The sequence below is a fragment of the Spirosoma harenae genome, assembly GCF_054776975.1.
In genome coordinates this window covers 1-19,820 of record NZ_BAAHBD010000008.1, presented here as the reverse complement: position 1 = coordinate 19,820, position 19,820 = coordinate 1, and the positions used below count along the sequence as shown (strand labels likewise).

Annotated in this window: 21 protein-coding genes and 1 other RNA gene; 11 read left to right on the top strand and 11 right to left on the bottom strand. The window is 45.3% G+C overall.

Annotated features, from left to right (window positions below):
- Positions 1–15: 15 nt before the first annotated feature.
- Together ACYVE4_RS08345 and ACYVE4_RS08340 are read right to left on the bottom strand one after the other, a co-directional pair.
- Positions 16–561, bottom strand: coding sequence for an HD domain-containing protein (locus ACYVE4_RS08345; protein WP_460996817.1), 546 nt, complete (start codon positions 559–561; stop codon positions 16–18).
- Positions 562–604: 43 nt separating this feature from the next.
- A complete protein-coding gene (locus tag ACYVE4_RS08340; RefSeq protein ID WP_460996816.1) occupies positions 605–3,271 on the bottom strand; it encodes an MGH1-like glycoside hydrolase domain-containing protein in 2,667 nt (888 codons plus the stop codon).
- Between the two features lie 389 nt (positions 3,272–3,660).
- Here ACYVE4_RS08340 and ACYVE4_RS08335 point away from each other — a divergent pair, with 389 nt between their 5' ends.
- Positions 3,661–3,879, top strand: coding sequence for a VF530 family protein (locus ACYVE4_RS08335; protein WP_460996815.1), 219 nt, complete (start codon positions 3,661–3,663; stop codon positions 3,877–3,879).
- 37 nt (positions 3,880–3,916) lie between these two features.
- On the opposite strand, the gene ACYVE4_RS08330 is transcribed toward ACYVE4_RS08335, so the two are convergent.
- Both ACYVE4_RS08330 and ACYVE4_RS08325 read right to left on the bottom strand, forming a co-directional pair.
- The gene (locus ACYVE4_RS08330) at positions 3,917–5,098 is read right to left on the bottom strand and encodes a serine hydrolase domain-containing protein (protein ID WP_460996814.1); all 1,182 of its coding nucleotides are present in this window, start codon (positions 5,096–5,098) and stop codon (positions 3,917–3,919) included.
- A gap of 87 nt (positions 5,099–5,185) precedes the next feature.
- Positions 5,186–5,743 (bottom strand): DUF6580 family putative transport protein, encoded by a 558-nt coding sequence (locus ACYVE4_RS08325; protein WP_460996813.1) that lies wholly within the window; start codon positions 5,741–5,743, stop codon positions 5,186–5,188.
- A 287-nt stretch (positions 5,744–6,030) separates the two neighbouring features.
- On the opposite strand from ACYVE4_RS08325, the gene ACYVE4_RS08320 reads away from it, so the two are divergent.
- Genes ACYVE4_RS08320 through ACYVE4_RS08310 form a run of 3 tightly spaced genes read left to right on the top strand, consistent with a single transcriptional unit; the run spans position 6,031 to position 8,035 of the window.
- Positions 6,031–6,333 (top strand): autorepressor SdpR family transcription factor, encoded by a 303-nt coding sequence (locus tag ACYVE4_RS08320; protein WP_460996812.1) that lies wholly within the window; start codon positions 6,031–6,033, stop codon positions 6,331–6,333.
- A gap of 30 nt (positions 6,334–6,363) precedes the next feature.
- The gene (locus tag ACYVE4_RS08315; RefSeq protein WP_460996811.1) at positions 6,364–7,017 is read left to right on the top strand and encodes an SdpI family protein; all 654 of its coding nucleotides are present in this window, start codon (positions 6,364–6,366) and stop codon (positions 7,015–7,017) included.
- 49 nt (positions 7,018–7,066) lie between these two features.
- On the top strand, positions 7,067–8,035 hold the full coding sequence (locus ACYVE4_RS08310) for an alpha/beta hydrolase family protein (protein ID WP_460996810.1): 969 nt from the start codon (positions 7,067–7,069) through the stop codon (positions 8,033–8,035).
- An 11-nt stretch (positions 8,036–8,046) separates the two neighbouring features.
- Here the strand turns inward: ACYVE4_RS08310 and ACYVE4_RS08305 are convergent, their stop codons facing one another.
- Entirely contained in the window at positions 8,047–8,688 is a 642-nt protein-coding gene (locus ACYVE4_RS08305) for a hypothetical protein (protein ID WP_460996809.1), read from the bottom strand.
- A gap of 167 nt (positions 8,689–8,855) precedes the next feature.
- Here ACYVE4_RS08305 and ssrA point away from each other — a divergent pair.
- The 4 genes from ssrA to ACYVE4_RS08285 all read left to right on the top strand — a co-directional run bounded on the left by ssrA (position 8,856) and on the right by ACYVE4_RS08285 (position 11,992).
- Positions 8,856–9,230, top strand: a transfer-messenger RNA (tmRNA) gene (gene ssrA / locus ACYVE4_RS08300).
- Between the two features lie 127 nt (positions 9,231–9,357).
- Positions 9,358–10,548 (top strand): tyrosine-type recombinase/integrase, encoded by a 1,191-nt coding sequence (locus ACYVE4_RS08295; RefSeq protein WP_460996808.1) that lies wholly within the window; start codon positions 9,358–9,360, stop codon positions 10,546–10,548.
- A gap of 131 nt (positions 10,549–10,679) precedes the next feature.
- Complete coding sequence (locus ACYVE4_RS08290; RefSeq protein ID WP_460996807.1) at positions 10,680–11,582, top strand: hypothetical protein; 903 nt, start codon at positions 10,680–10,682, stop codon at positions 11,580–11,582.
- Between the two features lie 206 nt (positions 11,583–11,788).
- Positions 11,789–11,992: a hypothetical protein gene (locus tag ACYVE4_RS08285; RefSeq protein ID WP_460996806.1), complete on the top strand. Its 204-nt coding sequence runs from the start codon at positions 11,789–11,791 to the stop codon at positions 11,990–11,992.
- Positions 11,993–12,145: 153 nt separating this feature from the next.
- On the opposite strand, the gene ACYVE4_RS08280 is transcribed toward ACYVE4_RS08285, so the two are convergent.
- Together ACYVE4_RS08280 and ACYVE4_RS08275 are read right to left on the bottom strand one after the other, a co-directional pair.
- Entirely contained in the window at positions 12,146–13,018 is an 873-nt protein-coding gene (locus tag ACYVE4_RS08280) for a lysophospholipid acyltransferase family protein (protein ID WP_460996805.1), read from the bottom strand.
- Between the two features lie 125 nt (positions 13,019–13,143).
- A complete protein-coding gene (locus ACYVE4_RS08275) occupies positions 13,144–13,368 on the bottom strand; it encodes a hypothetical protein (RefSeq protein ID WP_460996804.1) in 225 nt (74 codons plus the stop codon).
- Positions 13,369–13,763: 395 nt separating this feature from the next.
- On the opposite strand from ACYVE4_RS08275, the gene ACYVE4_RS08270 reads away from it, so the two are divergent.
- Positions 13,764–13,964, top strand: coding sequence for a hypothetical protein (locus ACYVE4_RS08270; RefSeq protein ID WP_460996803.1), 201 nt, complete (start codon positions 13,764–13,766; stop codon positions 13,962–13,964).
- Positions 13,965–14,071: 107 nt separating this feature from the next.
- On the opposite strand, the gene ACYVE4_RS08265 is transcribed toward ACYVE4_RS08270, so the two are convergent.
- Positions 14,072–14,347, bottom strand: a complete 276-nt coding sequence (locus tag ACYVE4_RS08265; RefSeq protein ID WP_460996802.1) for a hypothetical protein — start codon at positions 14,345–14,347, stop codon at positions 14,072–14,074.
- 298 nt (positions 14,348–14,645) lie between these two features.
- On the opposite strand from ACYVE4_RS08265, the gene ACYVE4_RS08260 reads away from it, so the two are divergent.
- Together ACYVE4_RS08260 and ACYVE4_RS08255 are read left to right on the top strand one after the other, a co-directional pair.
- Positions 14,646–14,924: a hypothetical protein gene (locus ACYVE4_RS08260; protein WP_460996801.1), complete on the top strand. Its 279-nt coding sequence runs from the start codon at positions 14,646–14,648 to the stop codon at positions 14,922–14,924.
- A gap of 227 nt (positions 14,925–15,151) precedes the next feature.
- Positions 15,152–15,352 carry a DUF4113 domain-containing protein gene (locus tag ACYVE4_RS08255; protein ID WP_460996800.1) on the top strand — a complete coding sequence of 67 codons (201 nt, stop codon included), beginning with the start codon at positions 15,152–15,154 and terminating at the stop codon, positions 15,350–15,352.
- Here the strand turns inward: ACYVE4_RS08255 and ACYVE4_RS08250 are convergent.
- The 3 genes from ACYVE4_RS08250 to ACYVE4_RS08240 form a co-directional block, all read right to left on the bottom strand.
- Complete coding sequence (locus ACYVE4_RS08250) at positions 15,303–15,776, bottom strand: response regulator (RefSeq protein WP_460996799.1); 474 nt, start codon at positions 15,774–15,776, stop codon at positions 15,303–15,305. The two genes, ACYVE4_RS08255 and ACYVE4_RS08250, sit on opposite strands and share 50 nt — an antisense overlap.
- A 52-nt stretch (positions 15,777–15,828) precedes the next feature.
- On the bottom strand, positions 15,829–16,269 hold the full coding sequence (locus ACYVE4_RS08245; protein WP_460996798.1) for a hypothetical protein: 441 nt from the start codon (positions 16,267–16,269) through the stop codon (positions 15,829–15,831).
- Positions 16,270–17,195: 926 nt separating this feature from the next.
- Positions 17,196–19,454: an esterase/lipase family protein gene (locus ACYVE4_RS08240; protein ID WP_460996797.1), complete on the bottom strand. Its 2,259-nt coding sequence runs from the start codon at positions 19,452–19,454 to the stop codon at positions 17,196–17,198.
- Positions 19,455–19,820: the final 366 nt, after the last annotated feature.

The window sequence follows — 19,820 nt, the reverse complement described above, 5'->3', positions numbered from 1 at the left end:
AATGAGTAAAACAGCCTACTCCTGAACATACACTTCGTAATCGGCGATTTTTTGTGCCAATCGGGTTTCCAGATAGTTATTTCCCCCTTTCAACGATTCCAGAATAAACACGGCTTCGCTTTTATATTCTTTCTTTTTAGCGGTTGTCCAATGCAAAGGAGGGACTTGTAAATTGGTAATTCGATCAGCCAGTTTAACCGCCCAAACCTCGGATCGTTGACTTTTTATTCGGCTTAAACTGTCAGTCATACGTTCGAATTTGGGGAGCGCTTCATTTTTAGTCAGTGACAGTACGCCATTCGCAACGTCAACCCCAAATTGTACAGATAATTCAGAAAAGGAAGTTTCCGTATCTTCCAGTGTATCATGTAAAAGAGCGACTTGTATTGCAAATGCTAAATCAAAATTATCAGTGTACGGAGCCGCTATCAGAATTTCCATGGCAACGTTGCTTAAATGAACAACATACGGAAGTTCGGTGCCCGGAATTGTCTGTGACTTTTGGAGATGTTTTAAGGTTGCAAACTTTATTGTTTGCTGATAGATAGTCTGGCAATCCATATGTTTTTAAGCAAAAAAGCCGGGCTATCAACCCGGCTTTGATTTATTTTTCGACAGCTACGCTCGCCGATTGGTACTTATACCTGTATTCGATTAGATCAGCGATTAATCCCGTCCAACCCGTCTGATGATTAGCGCCAAGCCCCATTCCGTTGTCGCCGTTGAAATATTCATAGAATAAATACAGCCCCTGGAAATGCGGGTCATTCTGCATTTTCTGATCGGCGCCATAGGCAGCTACACGGCCAGACTCATCGCGTCGGAAAATATTGATAATACGCTCGGTGACTTGCATAGCGGCTTCCTTCAAGCTCATCACTTGGCCCGAATTGGTGGGGTATTCCACTTCAAAATCATCACCATAGTATTGATAGAACTTCAATAGCGAATCAACCAGTGGGAAATTAAGCGGGAACCAGATGGGGCCTCGCCAGTTGGAATTACCGCCAAACATGCTCATTTCAGACTCTGCTGCTACGTAGCGTACTCTGAAAATCTCGCTGTTTAATTCAAACTGATAAGGTGTTTTTTCGTGATACTTCGATAATGCACGAATGCCGTAATCCGATAAAAATTCGGTTTCGTCGAACATCCGTTTCAGAATCATTTTCATCCGGTGCCCACGCAGTAAGCTTAACAAGTGCGTTTCGCCCTTCCCCGGCTCGTGCCAGCGCGACACAAGCGATGCCAGATCAGGGCGGTTGGTCAATACCCACTCAACCCGACGTTTGAAATCCGGTAGTCTCGACAGTAGCGATTCATCCAGAATTTCAACGGCAAAGAGGGGGATCAAGCCCACCATCGACCGGATTTTAAGCAACCGGGCATTGTGGTCGGGCATGTGCAGTACATCGTAATAAAACTGGTCTACTTCGTCCCACAGGCTTATATTTTTACCACCCAGGTTATTCATTGCAGCAGCAATGTGCAGGAAGTGCTCGAAAAACTTACTGGCCATGTCCTGATAACTAGGCCGGGTCAGAGAGATTTCGCAGGCAATACGAAGCATATTGAGCGTGTACATCGCCATCCAGCCCGTACCATCGGCCTGCTCGATACGGCCACCCATTGGCAACGGCTGGCTTCGATCAAACACTCCGATGTTATCCAGTCCCAGGAAGCCACCTCCGAAAATATTATTGCCCGATACGTCTTTCCGGTTTACCCACCAGGTGAAATTGAGCAGCAGTTTATGGAAAACCCGTTCCAGGAAATTAACGTCACCAACGCCATTTAAATCACGGTCAATCTCGTAAACTTTCCAGGTAGCCCAGGCGTGAACGGGAGGATTCACGTCGCTAAAATTCCATTCGTAGGCCGGAATTTGCCCATTCGGGTGCATGTAATACTCCCGCAGGATAACCGCCAGTTGACGCTTGGCAAAGTGAGGATCTAATCGGGCCAGTGTCAACGTATGGAACGCCAAATCCCAGGCCGCAAACCAGGGGTATTCCCATTTGTCGGGCATCGAAAGGATGTTTGCCGTATACATGTGCCGCCAGGTTTCATTGCGTGCATACACACGGCCCTGAAACGGGATCGGCATTTTAGGATCACCTTTGAGCCATTCGTTGACGTTGTAATAGTAAAATTGCTTGTTCCAGAGCATGCCCGCATAAGCCTGACGCTGAATATTCAGCAATTCGGGATCAGTCACATTTTTCTGAAGATCCGCATAAAAGGAATTGGCTTCGTCTAGTCGTTTCGTCCAGATGCTATCGAAATCAGCAAAAGGCTGTGCCAGATGTGTCTGGTCGCTAAACCGTAATCGTATGCTGACACTTTCCCCGGCTGGCACTTTGCGTACATACTGAGCAGACGCTTTGGTACCAATCTGATTAGGGTTGATAAAGCCTTTTTTTCCACCCGAAACGATGTAATTGTTGATGCCATCTTTGGGATATTTCGACACGTTTGGGCGGCCATAGAGCCGTTCGGTATTGGTATCATTATCGCAAAAAAGTAAGGCGTCAGCATCTTCGCAGTATAGTTTGTATTTTCCTAACTGCTTATGACTGACTTCAACCTGATTGTTAGCAATCCCGTTTAGTATAGGTCGAGCATTGTACTGTTCGTATCCCCATGCCCAGGTATTTCTAAACCAGATGGTTGGTAGTAGTGTCAGAGAGGCTTCTTTGTCTGACCGGTTATAGGCAGTAACCTTTACCAGCCAGTCGTTCATGCCTTCTTTGGCGTATTCAATGAAAATATCGAAGTACTCGTCTTTATCGAAAATGCCTGTATCGGTCAGCTCGAATTCCGGAGCCTGTCGATCCCGGCGCATGGTTTCTATCACCAGTCGATTGTAAGGGAACTCCTGCTGCGGGTACTTATACAGCATTTTCATGTACGAATGGGTGGGCGTGCTGTCCAGATAATAATACAGTTCCTTCACGTCTTCGCCATGATTCCCCTCCGGCCCGGAGAGACCAAACATTCTCTCTTTCAGAATATTGTCTTTGTGATTCCAGAAAGCAAGCGCAAAGCAGATATGCCCTTTATTGTCAGAAATTCCGCCTATACCTTCTTCACCCCAGCGGTAGGCGCGTGAGCGGGCCATATCGTGCGATACGAAATTCCAGGCGTCGCCATATGGGCTGTAATCTTCACGCACAGTTCCCCAGGCTCGTTCGGTAAGATAAGGGCCCCATTTTTTCCAGCCTTTATTATCGGCTCGTTCGTAAATACGTTCGCGTTCAGCGTTGGGCATAGTTATTCAGCAATTTCGCCGTCTACGGTGGATAAAGACAGATTATTTATAAGTACAGACATCAAATATAGTAGGCATGCCGAGGATTTCTCTGAAATTTTTTGTCCTGCTTATTCCCGTAATTAATTACAATTCCTTTGCCAATTACTAAAATGCAATTAATTGTTTGCAATGAACTATTGATTGGAATTAGACCGATGAATCTGAAAAATTGATACAATTATGAGTTATTAGACTCACCCATGAGTACGCTTGTCACAGCCAGAATGTACATTTGTTTCGTAAACGGTATCAACGGAACGATTTTGCGGAATTTTGAATTGCCGAAAAGTCCAATAATTTCCCGGTAATTCCTGCTTATTTTTGATGCCAATTTAAATCACTTATCAATGAATTCTCAGCCGAACAATCCCTTACATGGTAAAACTTTAGAAGCCATCTTAACGGAGTTGGTTGAATTCTATGGTTGGGATCAATTAGGCCGAAAAATTCGAATCAATTGTTTTTTGAATAACCCCAGCCTCAAATCAAGTTTGACGTTTTTGCGCAAAACAGACTGGGCCAGAAAACAGGTCGAGGAACTTTACCTGAAAACCGAATTTTACTGAATCCCACCCAAAATCTTTCCCCTTTAGGGAGCCCCTATTATTTCTTAACGGCTGCTAAAACCCGTTTGATTAACTCATTTGGATTACCATTATGCCAGCGCCATACGATGACAATGTCGTGTTCTGGATCGACCCAAATCGTATTGGAACCTGCACCGACAGCGGCAAAACTTGTGGTAGGCGCATCCGGCCAAGCTTTCTTACCCGTTGAACTGGTTCCGGTGTTGAGCCACCACAAATAACCATAATCCGGACCAAACGGACTTGGTGTCGTTGCCTGTTTAACCCAGTTTTCAGAGACTATTTGCTGATTACCCCAACGTCCTTTTCGCAAAAACAAGTAACCAAAACGAGCTTCGTCGCGCGTGTTGATCCACAAACCACCACCCCAACGTGTACCTCCACTCACTGAAGGCATCTGCTTCCCATTTACATCGGCGACTGCGTTTGGATAAGGGATATACTTCCAGGTATCCGAAGCGCCAATTGGATTCATAATTTCATCGCGGACGACATCTGGAATGGGTTTCTTCCACAAACGAAGTAGTGACAGCGCTAAACGGTTGATTCGTACATCATTATACTCGTAATAGCTACCCGGTTTTTGTAGTGTTCGGGGTTTTCGTTCGCCTTTGCCAAAAGCCTCTTTCCCAACAAAATCGCTGTTTTTACCCCATAAACTTCCTTCCCATTCACTGGTTTGCTGCGCGTGATTTTCCCAGGTAATTAATCGATTCTGAACAGAATCGTATCCGCCATCATGAATCAATTTGGCAACAGGCTCGTGAATATCAGAAATCATTCCTCGTTCAACGGTGATACCTAAAACCGTCGAAAGTACGCTTTTCGCAACGCTATAAGTTGGATCTGGATGTTGCGTATCTCCCCATTCGGCTACTATGTACCCATGACGAAGCACGATTCCGTTGGTTGCCGCCCGACTGGTAGGCATTGGACCAAGCAGTTTGCCGAATATTTCTTCCTGTGTTGAAAAATTAGGCGTCATCTGCGTGGTTTCCTGTGTTTTGGCGAACGCAACGGCTTGGTCAAGCAGAGTCGCATCCATACCTACTTTTTCTGGTGCCCGATGTTCCCAGGTGTCGCCATCGCCTTTAGGAGGGAAATACGCTGATTGACCCGTTGGTGGACGATGACAGGCAATCAGCGTCGCTAGCAACAGTGTGTAAAATGGTAATCTTCGTAGGAGAGGAAGTGCCATATAAGTTAAGGAGTTAGTACATACCAATAAAAAAGTCCCTCGGTTTTGAAACCGGGAGACTTTTACTTTATGCATTTAATCAATTATCTATTTCCGGGCAGTACGTAAGGCCCAAAAACGTTGCTGGAGAAGATAATAGCCACCAAAGAGGATTCCACTGAAGAACAGATCACCAAGCACGCCATTCAGGAAAAAGGAAGTTCCATTATAGAAAGCCAATCCGGCCGCGTAACTGCCCAGCAAACCTGGAACCGTTTGCGGATAATACGAGCTACCGTACCAGACCGCAAAATTGGTAATCAGGAAAAACAGAATTGAAGCGGAGAGGGATGCAATGGCAATCCGCCCTGCTGCCGGACGTTGAAAACTTGTGCTGCCAATTGCCCAAAGGCCTATGAGCCAGGTTAAAAAGAAGCTGACATAGACAGCCCCCATATTGCCATGAAAACCGATTATTGAATCACTCAGGAGCATCGCGAGGGCAGGAACCACTAATCCAAGCCATTTACGCTCGAAGGTAGCCGCGCCAAACAGAGCTACGGCCGCTACTGGTGTAAAGTTCGGCCAGTGGGGTATTATACGGAATATCACAGTCGTCAGGACGATGAGTGTAAGGGTAATTAATCGAATCTGGAGCGGCTTCATGAGGTTAAATCAACGATAACTGGATGTATAAAGTAATCGATTCGTCCGATGACTATATTTCTGCAAAGGTAACTTCCTGAACAGATACCGCAAAACCCAAGTTTCTGCGATTATTGAGTACTAAGTACTTCGAGCAAAACTAGCCTTCATAACACGACAGGTAATCTAGTTAGCAATCCATTCATCATATATAATTGCCGTTTATCCCTAAAATTTACCGTCTGATTTTATTTAGAAAGTTGTCTAAATATTTAATTAGATATTTGTCTAACTATTTAATATCCAGTATGAATAACCTGTTTAAGGCTCTAAATGATCCAACTCGTCGGCAGATATTGGACCTGCTTCGAGAGGGTGATCTGAATGCGGGGGAGATTGCTGAACGGTTCGACATGACGAAACCCAGTATTTCGCATCATCTCGATTTGCTGCGTCAGGCTGGTTTGGTAGAAGCGACCAAGCAGGGCCAGTTCATCAACTATACGCTCAATACGACAGTCATGGATGAATTACTGGCGTGGCTGATGAGCTTTCAAAAATCGGAAACGCAAGTCGCTACAAAGAGCACAGAATCAACGAGCGGACATTAATCTAAAACCTTTTTAACTCCCTTACGAAACATGAAAACCAAGGTACTTTCTACAGAAATCCTGATGATTGGCACACTGCTAATTCCGTTTATCTATCTGGGAATTATCTGGAATCAACTTCCTGCCGAGATTACCACGCATTACGATTTGTCGGGAACGCCCAATGGCTGGATGCCGAAAGGAACGGCTGCCTTGTTCATGGGCGGCTTATCCGTATTGATATATTGTGTACTCCGATTTCTCCCAGGCATCGATCCGAAAGGGAGTTTGTTATCGTCTAATTATAATCGTCTTCGGTTTGTGGTTACTCTAACGCTTGCTACAATTACGGGCGGGCTGTGGTATATGGCTGGACATCAGGGAAGTGGGCCGAGCGCAGTAGGCGGTTTATTTGCTATTATGGGGGTTATGATCGCTGGCATCGGGAACTACCTCACCACCGTTAAACCAAACTGGTTTGTCGGTATTCGCACTCCCTGGACACTTAGCAGTGAAATTGTCTGGCGCAAAACTCACCGTATGGGTGGGCGCTTACTGGTCGCAGGGGGGTTGTTGAGTGCAGTGCTGGCGTTGGTGGTGCCAATGCCCTACACCATTGGCGTTGTTACAGGGGTTATTCTGCTTGTTTCGGCCATTCCTGTTGTGTATTCGTATATCTATTTCCGTCAGGAAAATGCTCATTAATCCAATTAATTAGTTCTCACCAATTAGTTACTGACCAATGATTACATCCATGCTACGCTTAGCAATGGGCTGGTTTTTGCTTGTCAATACGTATGTACAAGCTCAAACGGAAGAGCCCATTCACTACAAAATTACGGAGCCAGCGGGGGCTGATCTGACACTTGATGGCACGCTCGTTGTACCGGATCAAGCGAAAAAGCCTGTGCCAGTCGTGTTGCTGATTGCGGGGTCGGGGCCTACGGATCGCGATTGTAATAGTATTTATGGACTTAAATCGGATGCGTTTAAAATGTTGACCGACAGTCTGGTTCAGAAGGGTATAGCCGTTGCCCGTTACGACAAGCGTGGTTCTGGTACGAATCTCAAAATGGCGGCAACTGTTTTAAAATCTGAGGAGCATCAGTTTAGTTTTTATGTGAATGATGCCGTTGGATTTATTCGTCAGTTACAGGCTGATAAACGTTTTTCACGTGTGTTTGTGGCCGGACATTCTGAAGGTTCGTTGGTTGGCATGTTAGCTGCCGAAGAAACGAAAGCGGCTGGATTTATTTCGATGGCTGGTTCCGGGCGAAATATTGCAGACGTGATGAAAGAGCAGGGGCGTATGGCTGGTAATCCCAAAGAACTTCAGGCGGAAGTCGATGGTGCTTTGGATTCTTTACGAGCGGGTTATACAGTGCATCCTAAAAATCCAATCCTGCGCGCACAACTGTCACCAAAAGCTCAGCCTGGTATGATTTCCTGGATGAAATACGATCCGGCGGCTGTCATTAAAAAATTTAAAGGCTCCGTACTTATACTTCAGGGAAAGCAGGATTTACAGGTTTCTGTAACTGATGCCGAATTGTTAAAAGCGGCCCGGCCAGATGCCAAACTGGTTCTTTTCGACCAGATGAATCACATTCTGAAGAATGTAAAAGGAACCGATAAAACCGAGAATTTTAAGACATACAATAATCCAGCGTTACCGCTTACACCTGGATTTGCTTCAGCGATTGTGCAGTTTGTCAAGCCATAACTCCCAGCCGATTAATTTGCCGAATAATGCTGTAGATAGGCAATCAGACGTTCAAAATGCATCTGTTCATACGGATTCTGCGTCTGGCGAATCAACAAATAGCGATACCGGTCAACCAGCCCTTCAAAATACGGGTTGTGATTTAACCGGGCTGCAATCAGACCTTTATAGCAGCGATGCATTTGGTTGTACAAATACTGGCAGGGCTCTCCGGGTGATTCGTTCAAAAGCTGGTCGAGAGTCGATAAAGTTGAACTGGTTGTCAGGAAGTCGAATCCGTAACTGGTAAAAAATTGCGTAATCTGACCGCAAACGACGGATAGATCCTCTTCGGAGTGAATTTTATACCGAAACGTCTGTGAACCACTAAATCGCCCGATGGAAAGAAGTAAAGTATTTGCATCAGAACGTAAATCAGGAATGTTATTCAAGAACTGTTGTGCGATCTGCTCGACCTGCTCATGCCGACACCCAAAATTGACTTCCAGCATCGTATCGTCTGGATAAAAAACGGACGAAAGAATAATGTTCTGAAAACCACTGGGCGTGGCTCGGCGAAACTGCTTTTTATCGCTCAGTAACGAAAATCCATAGCCCATAAAAAAAGGTGCTAGTTGCTGATAGAGGCTCGTTTCAAAAGAGGTAGTAGTCATTATACATCGACGAGCTGACCGATTTAGATTAGTTCATGACAAGATAACTGAGTGCTAGTTCTTTTGTTAGTAAGATTTGATGAAAAATATGAATTATTACTGTATGAAGAACTAAATTCTCCACACTTGAGTTAACAACTACGCACGCTCCTTGTGGGTGTCGATCTGGGGACGACCGGAATTGACAGCTTGCTGAGGTCGCGGGTAAGCATGCCGGGAGTTGACGGAATTTCCCGACCCGAACAAATCGTCAAAACAATAACTGGCGAGTATAACTACGCCATGGCTGCTTAATCCGGAGGATTAATCAATAGCCATTGTCTCCCCGGCCTACGTGCTGCTGGCTGGATCAGGAGGCATCGACTCGCAGCGCTGGCTCGGTTTATGGTGTTAACGGCCGAGTGAGAAACAAGCACCTACGGATGATGCTTGGTCTGGTACACACCGGGCTGATTCCCGACAATCCTAAGGGTACCTAAGCATGTAGAAAGCACGACGGTTTCCTTGACTGGACGAGGGTTCAAATCCCTCCGTCTCCACTAATTAAAGGTCTGTAATTCAGTGAGTTACAGACCTTTTTTATGTTGTTTTTTAAAAATGGCAGTACGTGTGGCAGAACGCGAAGCGGAAAAATGGCAGTAAAAACGTAGCAACTGCCACTACATCCAGATGAAATCGAATAAAAACACGAATGGAAAATACCGTTTAGCCCGTCTTTCCGATGCGAATGAAGACCTGACTAAGCAATGGGTCGTTGTTTATTACCTATGGTCGGAAGAGCATCAGAAGCTGAAGCGATGCCGGGTTATTGTAAAAGGTAATACAGGCGAGGAACGGAAGAAAGATGCCGCCAAAGTCATTCGGGAAATCAATCAGGAATTAAGGCAAGGGGCTATCTACCAAAAACGGTCTGCTATCAGTCAACCGATAGTCCTTAAAGAGCCTGACAAATCAGAAATCGAAAAGCGATCCTATTTGCTTGACGCAATTGAGTACTTTCTAACCGTCAAAAAGCGTAGTCTGAAAAGTAATTCGCATAAAACCTACCGTTCGTCGATTAAACTTTTCGTCCAGTATTTGCAGGAGCAGGGGCTGGGCCGCATTCGTCTGAATCAATTTACAATTAGCCAGGCGAATGGGTTTATGGACTACATTCTAACGGATGTACAGCTGTCGAATAAATCTCATAATAAGCACCTAGGCACCTACGAAACCTTATTCAATTTTTATATTCAGCGGGGACTCCTAAAATCAAATCCCTTTGGGCAAATCAAAACGTTACCGGAACGGGCCAAAAAGCATAAAGCCTTTTCGTTAGAGCAGGTTGCTCGCTTTAAGCAAGTATGCGAGTTATCCCAGGATGCCCAGCTGTGGCTATTTGTGAACTTCATTTACTATACGTTTGTGCGGCCCCAGTCTGAATTACGGTTACTCAAAATAGGGGATATTCTTGGTCGCACCATTCGGATTTCAGCTGAGAACGCCAAAAATAATCGAACGGCCCACGTGCTGATTCCTCCGCCCCTGGAGAAGCTCATTCAACAACACCGTTTACGCGACTACCCGAGCACTCATTATGTTTTTTCGTCCGGAGGTGTGCCCGGTGAAAAGCCGGTTTATGAAAAGTATTTCTACAATCAACATCGACGGGCGTTGATCATGCTGAAAATGGATCATCAAGATTATGATCTCTATGGCTGGAAGCATACCGGCGTTGTCTCCATGTACCGGGCAACAAAAGATGTGAAGCTCATTCAGCAGCAGTGTCGGCATGGTAGTCTGGATCAGACGGATAAATACCTGCGTGACCTGGGGCTTTTCCTGCACGAAAATCAATTTGATGGATTAGAAGGAATATAAGTGCCAATAAAAATTGAAACCACTATGATCTATCTCCATGGATGATGATCGCAAACGGAAGGAGATTGATTTGATGTCCGAATAATTTTACTATTGCTTTATAAACGAATGCTACAAACTCTTTACCAAAAATGAAAGCCCAAAAAAATGATGAACAGCAACCTGCGACAGAAGTTGTGAAGGTTGAACTAAAAACATGCTTTGTTGTAATGCCGATAGCAGACCCATTATCATTAGGTTATGATGGTGGACATTTCCAAAGAGTCTACGATTATATAATAAAACCTGCTTGTTTAAATGCAGGATTTGAACCCAAAAGAGCAGACGATTCAAAATCAGCACATTTAATCATGGTTGATATTTTACAACGCATTTTAAATGCCGATATGGTTGTCTGTGATTTGAGCGCTAGGAACCCTAACGTAATGTATGAATTAGGCCTGCGCCAAGCATTCGATAAACCAGTCACCTTAATAAGAGACGATGTTACAACTGAACCTTTTGATATTCAAGGGATACGATATATTGAATATGATAAAGAGTTGAGGATTGATTTGGTAGAAAAAGCAAAAGCATCGTTAAAGGAAGCAATTGAAGAAACCTATCAAAATAGGGACAAGGATATCTTTTCCTTAGTCCACATACTTGGAAGAAGTGCAGCGAAAATTGACGAATCAAAGGTTGATCCAAATACCCTTGCGATCCTTTCTGAAATACGATCTTTAAAGGATACGATTAATAATACTAGTAGTAGTTCATCTGGGACTGGTGTTGGCAGAGGTAATCAGAAGTTATTACTTAGCTTGAATGTGGTTACAGACCCCAAAATTTATCATACTGGAGAAGAAATATCTGTTTTCGGTATGAATGTGAGAGTGGGCGATAAAATTTCTGTTGCTGGATCAACACCTATGCTTATTACTGGAACCTGTATTTATGCTGGGGATTTAATATTTCTAGTTAACTACAGTGGAATTAATTTTGGTTTGCATCCAGAATTGCTTAAAAACTTTCAATATGTGATAGAAAAATAAGTGACCTAGTTGCATTTTTCAAGGAAGGGGTGAGCTTCGAGCATTTTAGCAATTTGCTAACGTTTCTTTTGTTTTTCACATAACATAATGTTCATTATAAAACGCCCCTCGGAATCGTCCTATGGTTTGGATTTTCCCGAGGGGCGTCGCTTTTCTGGTATTTTTCAAATTCAGCCCTTCTTTTTCCTTGTTACATTTGCCCAGCTATGGAAGGAGATCCGCTTTATTTTCACGATGCCCAGGTCCGGTGGTTTCGGTACCATGATAAATTTTATAAATGGAAGACCGGCACTGGCTGGCATTCGGACTTTACCGATCAGGTACCAGACATTACTCTCTTTCACGTACCTCATCCCAACGGACTGGAGGCAATCCTAAAGGGACTTCGGGAGCAGAAGCTGATCGATTAATCGACTTCACTTTCTTCCCACTTCTGCCACTTGCTCTTTTCAGCCTAGGCGACCAGGTAGATTGTAACCAGCAGGTCACCCTTGCTCAGCTGGCTAGGGGACGGCTTTCAGGCTCGTGGGGAAGACTGGCTAACCGTTTTTTGAACGCTGATGTTAGGCCAATTTGGTTTCAATTTTAGAATACTTACCTCGCCAGTGTTTCCAGCGTTTATGCGACCAAAGCCAGTCCGAAGGGCGGATTTGGAGGGAGTCTTCTAGCAGATCCCGGTAGCGTTCGACAATTGCCCCTACAGGCAGGTTTTCATAGGGTGGTTCGGCAATAGGGCGAAATGTTAATTGATACCGACCACGGCCCGTTCGAATCATCTCGATGTACACCACCGGCAGGTTATGGGTACGGGCCAGCCGCTCCCCTCCTGGTAAAAAAGGAGTGTCCTGATGTAAAAAATCAATCCAGTAGGCCTGTTCGGGTTTTTCCGGTACCTGATCCGACACCAAGCCAATTAACCGGGGAATGTGCTTACGAGCGGCTAATTGACGCGGTAAACTGTACATGGAGGTAGGGAAAGGCCCGAAACGGGATCGAATAGTATGGACCAGGTTCTCAAAAAATGGATTGGTCAAGGGTTTGTACACGCTATCAATGGGCATCCCGTTTAAGCAAAAAACCGCCGGAACCCATTCCCAGTTGGCCTGATGGGAGGCCATCACCACGACGGTTTGCCCAGCCTTAATTTTTGATCTGACGGATTCGGCGTTTGAAAAGGTAATTCGCTTCAGCAACTCATCCGCTGACATACCCGGTAGTTTCAGCGTTTCGACGACGATGTCGGCCAAGTTCCGATAGAAGCCTTTGGCAATGAGCCAAAGTTCATCAGCGGATTTATCGGGGAAGGATCGTTGTAAATTATCCAGGATAACCTGCCGTCGGTAGCGCAGAACATAACACAAAAAAACGGAGAGTGCGGTGGCAATACAGTATAAAAAGCCTAAGGGCAGGCGGGAGAAAAGTCGAAAGAAAAGCATTAGACAACAGTCGAGATCCTATCAAGGATCTTTGGTTTGCCGTAAAGATGCCAATTTATGAGCAGTTTCAACAGCCTGCCCTCCCTCTTGTTGTCAACTAAAGCCCGGTGATCCGGGCTAACTTCCTAATCGACTTCACTTTCCTGGGTCTTCTGCCACTTGCTTTTTTCAGCCTGGGCTACCAGGTAGATTTTATCCAATAAATCATGACGTTCGGCTACCCGGAGCAGGGATTCGTTTCGGCCCCTGGGCAAGCCAGGCAGGTAGATATCATATAGAGCATGCACCTGGTCATAAATCCATTGCCAGACTTCGGATTCGGACTGCCCTGAGATGCGGGCAATCGCCACGACTTGCAGATAGACCTGCGTGCGGTAGCTGTGACCCCTGGCCGGGGAGCTTGCATAGGAAGCCCTACCCACATACATTTGCGTTGTAAGCATTTTAAATGAGAGTTTATGTGTTTACACGCCCCTTCACTGCGACCGTCGGAAGTTTTAGTGTCGGGGCATTTTCTTTGTTGTAACTCGCTGAATTACAGTATAATATAGAAACGAAAAACCGCATCTACAAGCCGTAAACGCGGTTTTTTTCCTAACCTAAGATTCAGTTAATGGCCCAAAGTACAAAATCTATAGGGAAGTACCTTCGTGGATGTTGAAACCGGTAGACTACTCCCAAAATTGGCATAGTTGATTGGCATAAATGTTGCCCGATTGGGCGTGTATCGTGTAACTCAACTTCTATGCAAAAAAGATACTTTATTCAACTCAAAGACCTGGAGGGCGAATGGCGATTCATCGCCAACTGTAGCCGGCAGGGAGATCACTTTCTGTATGAAGAACGAAAGCTTTATTTTACCGAAGAGAAAGCTGATGAACTGCTCGCTGTCTGGAGTAAAGAAAATCCCAGTCGCCGTTTTCAAAAAATAAGGGCGACTTCCTAGTAAGCGCCTGTTGCCGTGATTTTTCTAAAGATAAACGTTCCCGCTTTGGCGGCTGACTCCTTCGTGCGCAAGATCCACCCGTTCAACCGCCATAGAACAATGCGCCTTTAAAAAGGAGACAACCTGCACCAGATGGCGCTTAACAATCGGTAGGGTATCCCCATTTGCCATTGCCACAAGGCCGGTTCAGTTGCCATGTTCCCGCCAGCTGGGCTACCTGGTCCGGATTGATCAGCGTGGGCTTTAGAATGCGCAGGAAATCCGGAAAGGCCTGGGCGTGCGGGTGGGAATAACAACCCGCCATCGGCGTAGTGAATGTTGGAGTAGCTATAACCCCCACTCACGTAGAGAATTTGGCTGGGCGAAAACCGGTAATGGGGCATAGGCTAAATGTACTTTTTTTAGCATTTCTCACCAAAACATTTCACGACTGGGTAGTTTCACGCACGTTTATCGACTACCAGTGAACACGCGAGTTAGAGAGTTAATAAGTTACTAAATCCCATTGTTTAGTTTATATATTACTGCGTTTTACGGGTTCTACCAGGCGTTTGGCCGATTTTTGATAGTATTTGGGTTATTTTTTATAGTCCTCTGGGGCCGGCTGGGACCACCTTTGTGAACGATTTGCGAGGGCAAGTCAAACGTTCATAAACTAATAATGCTAACAGTCTCAAGATCATGAAAAAGTTAAACGCACTGCTATTGCTAAGTCTGATTTGGATGAGTATCGCTTGCAATCATGAGCAAATCACCCCCGCCCCCCGCACACCTAGTGAGGCCAGTGCCAGAGTAGGAAGTGGCGATGACGAAAAGGAGGATGACGAAAAGAAGGATGACGATAAAAAGAAGGATGACGATAAAAAGAAGGATGATAAAAAGAAGGATGACAAAAAGGACGATGACAAAAAGGACGATGGCAAAAAGGACAAACCTAAAAAAAAGGCAAAGGCCAAATAATAAGTAGTCGGTGGGTCTTCGATCATCACAGCAAGCAAAGTCTCGGTACTCATCCTGGCTTTGCTTTTTTGGTTTGTATGCGATCTAGTAAAACTTCTTAACGAAGCATCAATCCAGGTAAAATACAGCTGATTTTGCAACAGCCAGCATCTCTAGGTTAACCAGCAACATGTATTGTCTGAAAAAGTACTTGCTTATACCTCTTACTCAATGCGTTTGATAAAACGGTGGCCAAGGTGAACCTGCGCCATGGGCGGGATAAGCTCAGGCTGGCCAGCCAGCTCTACAATCCTGAGTGGCCGATGGTGCGCAAGTTCCTTTCCAAACGCTATACCACCAGCTGGGACGATATCCTGAATCTTAATGCTCAGCTTTTGGTCAGCGCAACAGTTCCTGTTGATTCTCGAAATAAGTTTGGGGGAGTGTAGCGGTCTGAAACCAGTACAAGCGAAGATCAATCATAAATTGTTTCCACTCTGCATACGAGAAAGGCTTGACGTAGTACGCAGCTGCTCCCGATTGATAGGCTTCTTTGGCATGTTTGGCATCGTTCCGCTGCGAGAGTACAATCGCCGGTAACAGCTTACCAAGGGGATGTGCCTTGAGCAGATGCAGAAAATCTAAGCCGGTGCGATCGCCGGGCAAAAACACATCCAATATGATTAAGCGAGGCCCTCTGCCCTCTAAATTATAGAGATAAACCACCGCTTCCTCAAAAGTGGTAATGGCCAGGATTTCTGCTTCGGGAAAGCAGGTTTTCGCGGTGCGCTTAAGCACATCAATAGTGGCCAGATCATCCTCGACTAACAGGATCGGAAACCTAGGACCACTGGGTATTGGCAGTGAAGGCATAGAGGATTTGTTTAACAAATATGGCTAAATTATCCCATAAAGCTCCACAAGTTTACTGCTGTCCAGGTTCTACGTGGATGGTACTCAGTATTTTTTCCTGTTGTTGCTGATAGGTTAAGAGTTCTTTGAGTTTTACCAGCAAATCCCAATCCGTTAACCGATAAGCCTGGTTGCTGACGATCTCAATCAGTTGCTCTATTTGATGACTAGCCAACATATAGCGGGACTGCTCGGCACGTTGTTGACGAAATTCCTCCAGACACATCCGTTCAATATGCTGACGCTCAAAGATCAAGTTATTTGAGAGACTGTCATCGGCTTTAACATTATTAATTTCCTTAAAGAGTTTGATTTGAACGCTAGGCGTGTCAGGCCGAACAAGTTCCAAGCGGATCAGTTCATCATAAAAGCCATTCCAACTGGTAAACTGCGCGGGTAATTCTAGTTGATAGCGCTGTAGCTGTTGAGTGGTCTTACGCTCTATTTTGTCCATTCTATGAGATGTAGCCCAGCAGGTTCACGCCGTGCAGGGCTATCGATTAAGTTGTACAAGCTTATAAGAGCTACTCGGGAGAGAGCCTTAAAAAGGATACCTGGCTAAATTCTGATTATAAAAACCTGCTGGGTATCCTAGCTATAGATTGCAATAGATACCTAGAGTTTAATGCACTTGCTTAGGATGTGGATTGTAGAGCTAGCAGTAGCTGAGTGCTAAAATTGGACTAGTAAATAGTCAGATGGTCATTGTTGCATTTGGTATTTTTCTAGGTTAAGCCTCTGTGAACTGGTTCCGTGATAAGACTTCGCTGGCACTTTACGATAGCGTCCACTTTAAAAACAGTGGCCCAGCCAGTAGCCGGACCCTGTTCATCGTAAGACTTGAACTTTAATACACCAATAACTGCATACATTGTGCCTATTGGCTGATTCCAGGCCGGAAATTGTGTGAGCGGTCAATCCCTGACCCGGTATCCTCCGTATATACTGTGTTTTTAGTCCCTGTCATCGTAAACTTGAAAGAAGTAAAGACAGCCAGACCGCGATGGACTGGCTGTTTGCTATTTTTTTTCTCTCCGGCATAAATCCATACGCTGCCCGCCTGCGTATATAGGCCACAGCTACTTTTCTTTTCAACGCAATGTAAAAACCACGGCCTCAAGCGAAGTCGTGGTTTTTGTTTGTTCTTAACTCCAACTAAGTAAAAAACTAGGTACTAAATCGCTTAAAGGCGTTTGCAAGTTTGGCCTGTAGTTGAATGTGATTAGTTCAGACCTGACTCTTTTTTGTGGTTCGAAAATACGTTAGTTTTTATCTGTAACGCCCTGATTCATTTTAGGATGCGGGCATCGGAGTCGGGTAGTACAGGCATGCCAGCAAAGGTAAGTTTTCATTCAGCCATCAGCAGCTACCCGTCAGCGTTTATTGAGAATCAAAAACAAGCTTTGAATTACTTGTATGGATAAGCTTTGTATTCTGCTCGGCGGTTATCCGGCGTACTTCCGCTGGAATATTGGCAGGAAGAGTAATGGTATGCCCCGTTTTTATAGTGGCATCAAATTTAGCGGCCGGAATTTGGTTGTCTAGCCAGGTGGTCGGATCTATCCAGGGGCCACTGCGAATCGTTTCAGCATACCGATTGTTAACGACAACTGTTGAATAGGCCGTTATGTAGTGAGTCCCATTGACAATCCCAATGGCAAAGATATCGCGTTCTCCGCTCAGGGTGTCGATGGTAAGCATAAACGTAGTGGGTCCTGACACGGACCGTTTAGCCAGATAAGCCGTATCCTGCTTCATGCCCACGTACAGATACACATCACTGACACCACTGCTGGCTACGGTAATCGCCACCTGTTTGCCCCCTTTTACGACCGTTCCCAGTTGTGGAGTGGTGATGGAAAGTGATGCAGTAGGCGTGGGTATACCCCCTTGCTGCTTCCCAGATAGTGCTGACGGGTTTGTTTTTGGGAGCACTACCGGATGAAAGCCATCTAGGGTGAAGCTGGGACTGGTAGGGCTTTGTCGGAATAGATCTTTGACCCGGCTGATAACCGCTACATTATCCGAGGAGCCTACGTGCCCCTGGTTATTCAGTAACGAGTAATGGGATTCCGATAAACCACCTAACTGGCTAATTTGGGGGACAATGAAATCATGGGTTGACTCTCCGTACAGTGTGTTTAGGTCAATTGAGCAGTTGACGTAAACAAAAGCCATATGAAGACCAAACCCCGCGTTGAGGTCTTCTAAAAAGGTGTAGGGTTGCGTATGAATGACCCGCGTAGCAATGGCGTGGGAAGGAACCATATGGCGATTTAAATTCGGTGCTGTATTTAAGCTACGGATGGCTGGGCTTTCACTCTGTAGGTCCGGAATAGCAAGGGCCCAGTTGAACAACTCTCGTTTCGTAAGCGGCTCATAAAACACTTGCACCCTTGTCAGTAAGCAATCGGTACCATAATCGGCCAGCTGGGTACCTGAGTGCGGGGTGTTGAGGGTTATCAGTTTATGTATATCGTCCAGATACGCAGCATTTTGTAAGTATAATCTAGCCAAAATCCCCCCCATACTATGGCCAACAACATCCGCCTTACCCGCTGCTACGCCCGCATTTCGTAAGTTGTTTATTACTTCATCGATGGCAAGGGGTACAACGGGTGCATTGGTACTAAAGGAGCTGGCATTAGTGAGGGAATAGTCCACGGCCAGCACCGATTTAGGGTGCCAAACAGACTCTCCGGCAATCGTTGGCTCCAGCAATTTATCCGCCATGAGCTTAAACGTTTTGCCACCTCCAAATAAACCGTGCACGAGCACGGCGGGGGCCTGATAGAGTTGTATGTCCCGGGTAGCGATAATGGCAGCCGGGTTATCTTTCCGGTAAATGTAGAGGGATACACTGCGCCGGGAACCGAGATAGTCGGGGTGTTTATAATAATAGACCAGTTCAGAGTTAGTACTGGAACCCTGGGTTAAAACCCCTCCAGTTGCTGCGTCCATTTGCTCCAAGCGGACAGCATAATCGGACATGCTGCCGTTACGTTTTGAGATTCGAAAAACGGATGCGTTGGCTCCGTCCGAACAGACTTTAAAAGTGGAATCTGTTGTTAGATAGGTTTCGGCTTGAAAGCCCGGCTTATTGGCCAGCCGTTGGAAATGTTGGACCTGGAACGAGAAATCTTCGGGAAATTGGGTAGTGATGTCAATATCGATAGTAGCATTCGTCCGATAAATCGTATGCGAAGGACCACTGGTGTTACACGGGTTATAGCCTTTATCTACACGATATTCCCAGGATAATGTATACCTACCTGATCTTTTTGGCTTTACAATAGCAAAGGGCCTTGCTGGATACTGGTAGGGAAAAACTTCAAAAGTCGATCGGCCTTCATTGCCAGTATATAAGACCCCGGACCCAGTGCATACGGGTAAGGCACCATCACTGTATTCATTTTGCTCAAGGCACATATAAAACATATTTCGGTTGTAGGTAGTCGAAGTACCGCCCGATTGTCTAAGAACCCGTGTTCTGATTTTAATGATTTGGGTACCTGCTTCATCAACCCCTTCACTGGCCAGCTCAAGGCAGTTGTTGCAATTGTTTTCTATAATGGTTTGTGCATGGCTGATAAAACTAATATTGAAAATCAAGAACAGTGTTCGTAGAGCGGCTTTCATCGTGTTTCGTGGAATTTTCTTACAAATTAAGCCAAGTCGTTCTTTCAGCTTTGACTGTTTGTAAAATATCCCGATGTCTGTGGGTAAAATATATTATATGGGCCAATTTGTTGAATAGAATTGCAGAGTTCTCTGGTCCGAAAATACGGTCGGTTGTCTGGACCATTCGGCGCACCGCCCAAACCTCCGTTTGTCTTTCTTTTCTGGTTCGATTAACCGGTTCGATTAATTTGTCCAGAATTTTGTATCTTGTAGTCAGTTAATCGAACCAAAATCAATGTCAAATCACGATCCATTAGACCAATCACAAGACTATGACGATTGGTTTGATGAAGTGCTCAAGGAGTTAGGGGAATTAGGCCATAC

Bases quoted from the DNA above. Each gene is read 5' to 3' on its own strand.
- ACYVE4_RS08260 (WP_460996801.1), top strand. From the start codon at position 14,646: ATGAAAAAGTTAAACGCACTGCTATTGCTAAGTCTGATTTGGATGAGT.
- ACYVE4_RS08285 (WP_460996806.1), top strand. From the start codon at position 11,789: ATGGAAGGAGATCCGCTTTATTTTCACGATGCCCAGGTCCGGTGGTTT.
- ACYVE4_RS08265 (WP_460996802.1), bottom strand. From the start codon at position 14,347: ATGCCCCATTACCGGTTTTCGCCCAGCCAAATTCTCTACGTGAGTGGG.
- ACYVE4_RS08330 (WP_460996814.1), bottom strand. From the start codon at position 5,098: ATGGCACTTCCTCTCCTACGAAGATTACCATTTTACACACTGTTGCTA.
- ACYVE4_RS08320 (WP_460996812.1), top strand. From the start codon at position 6,031: ATGAATAACCTGTTTAAGGCTCTAAATGATCCAACTCGTCGGCAGATA.
- ACYVE4_RS08270 (WP_460996803.1), top strand. From the start codon at position 13,764: ATGCAAAAAAGATACTTTATTCAACTCAAAGACCTGGAGGGCGAATGG.
- ACYVE4_RS08240 (WP_460996797.1), bottom strand. From the start codon at position 19,454: ATGAAAGCCGCTCTACGAACACTGTTCTTGATTTTCAATATTAGTTTT.
- ACYVE4_RS08295 (WP_460996808.1), top strand. From the start codon at position 9,358: ATGAAATCGAATAAAAACACGAATGGAAAATACCGTTTAGCCCGTCTT.
- ACYVE4_RS08340 (WP_460996816.1), bottom strand. From the start codon at position 3,271: ATGCCCAACGCTGAACGCGAACGTATTTACGAACGAGCCGATAATAAA.
- ACYVE4_RS08250 (WP_460996799.1), bottom strand. From the start codon at position 15,776: ATGCCTTCACTGCCAATACCCAGTGGTCCTAGGTTTCCGATCCTGTTA.
- ACYVE4_RS08345 (WP_460996817.1), bottom strand. From the start codon at position 561: ATGGATTGCCAGACTATCTATCAGCAAACAATAAAGTTTGCAACCTTA.
- ACYVE4_RS08310 (WP_460996810.1), top strand. From the start codon at position 7,067: ATGCTACGCTTAGCAATGGGCTGGTTTTTGCTTGTCAATACGTATGTA.
- ACYVE4_RS08290 (WP_460996807.1), top strand. From the start codon at position 10,680: ATGAAAGCCCAAAAAAATGATGAACAGCAACCTGCGACAGAAGTTGTG.
- ACYVE4_RS08315 (WP_460996811.1), top strand. From the start codon at position 6,364: ATGAAAACCAAGGTACTTTCTACAGAAATCCTGATGATTGGCACACTG.
- ACYVE4_RS08245 (WP_460996798.1), bottom strand. From the start codon at position 16,269: ATGGACAAAATAGAGCGTAAGACCACTCAACAGCTACAGCGCTATCAA.
- ACYVE4_RS08335 (WP_460996815.1), top strand. From the start codon at position 3,661: ATGAATTCTCAGCCGAACAATCCCTTACATGGTAAAACTTTAGAAGCC.
- ACYVE4_RS08325 (WP_460996813.1), bottom strand. From the start codon at position 5,743: ATGAAGCCGCTCCAGATTCGATTAATTACCCTTACACTCATCGTCCTG.
- ACYVE4_RS08280 (WP_460996805.1), bottom strand. From the start codon at position 13,018: ATGCTTTTCTTTCGACTTTTCTCCCGCCTGCCCTTAGGCTTTTTATAC.
- ACYVE4_RS08305 (WP_460996809.1), bottom strand. From the start codon at position 8,688: ATGACTACTACCTCTTTTGAAACGAGCCTCTATCAGCAACTAGCACCT.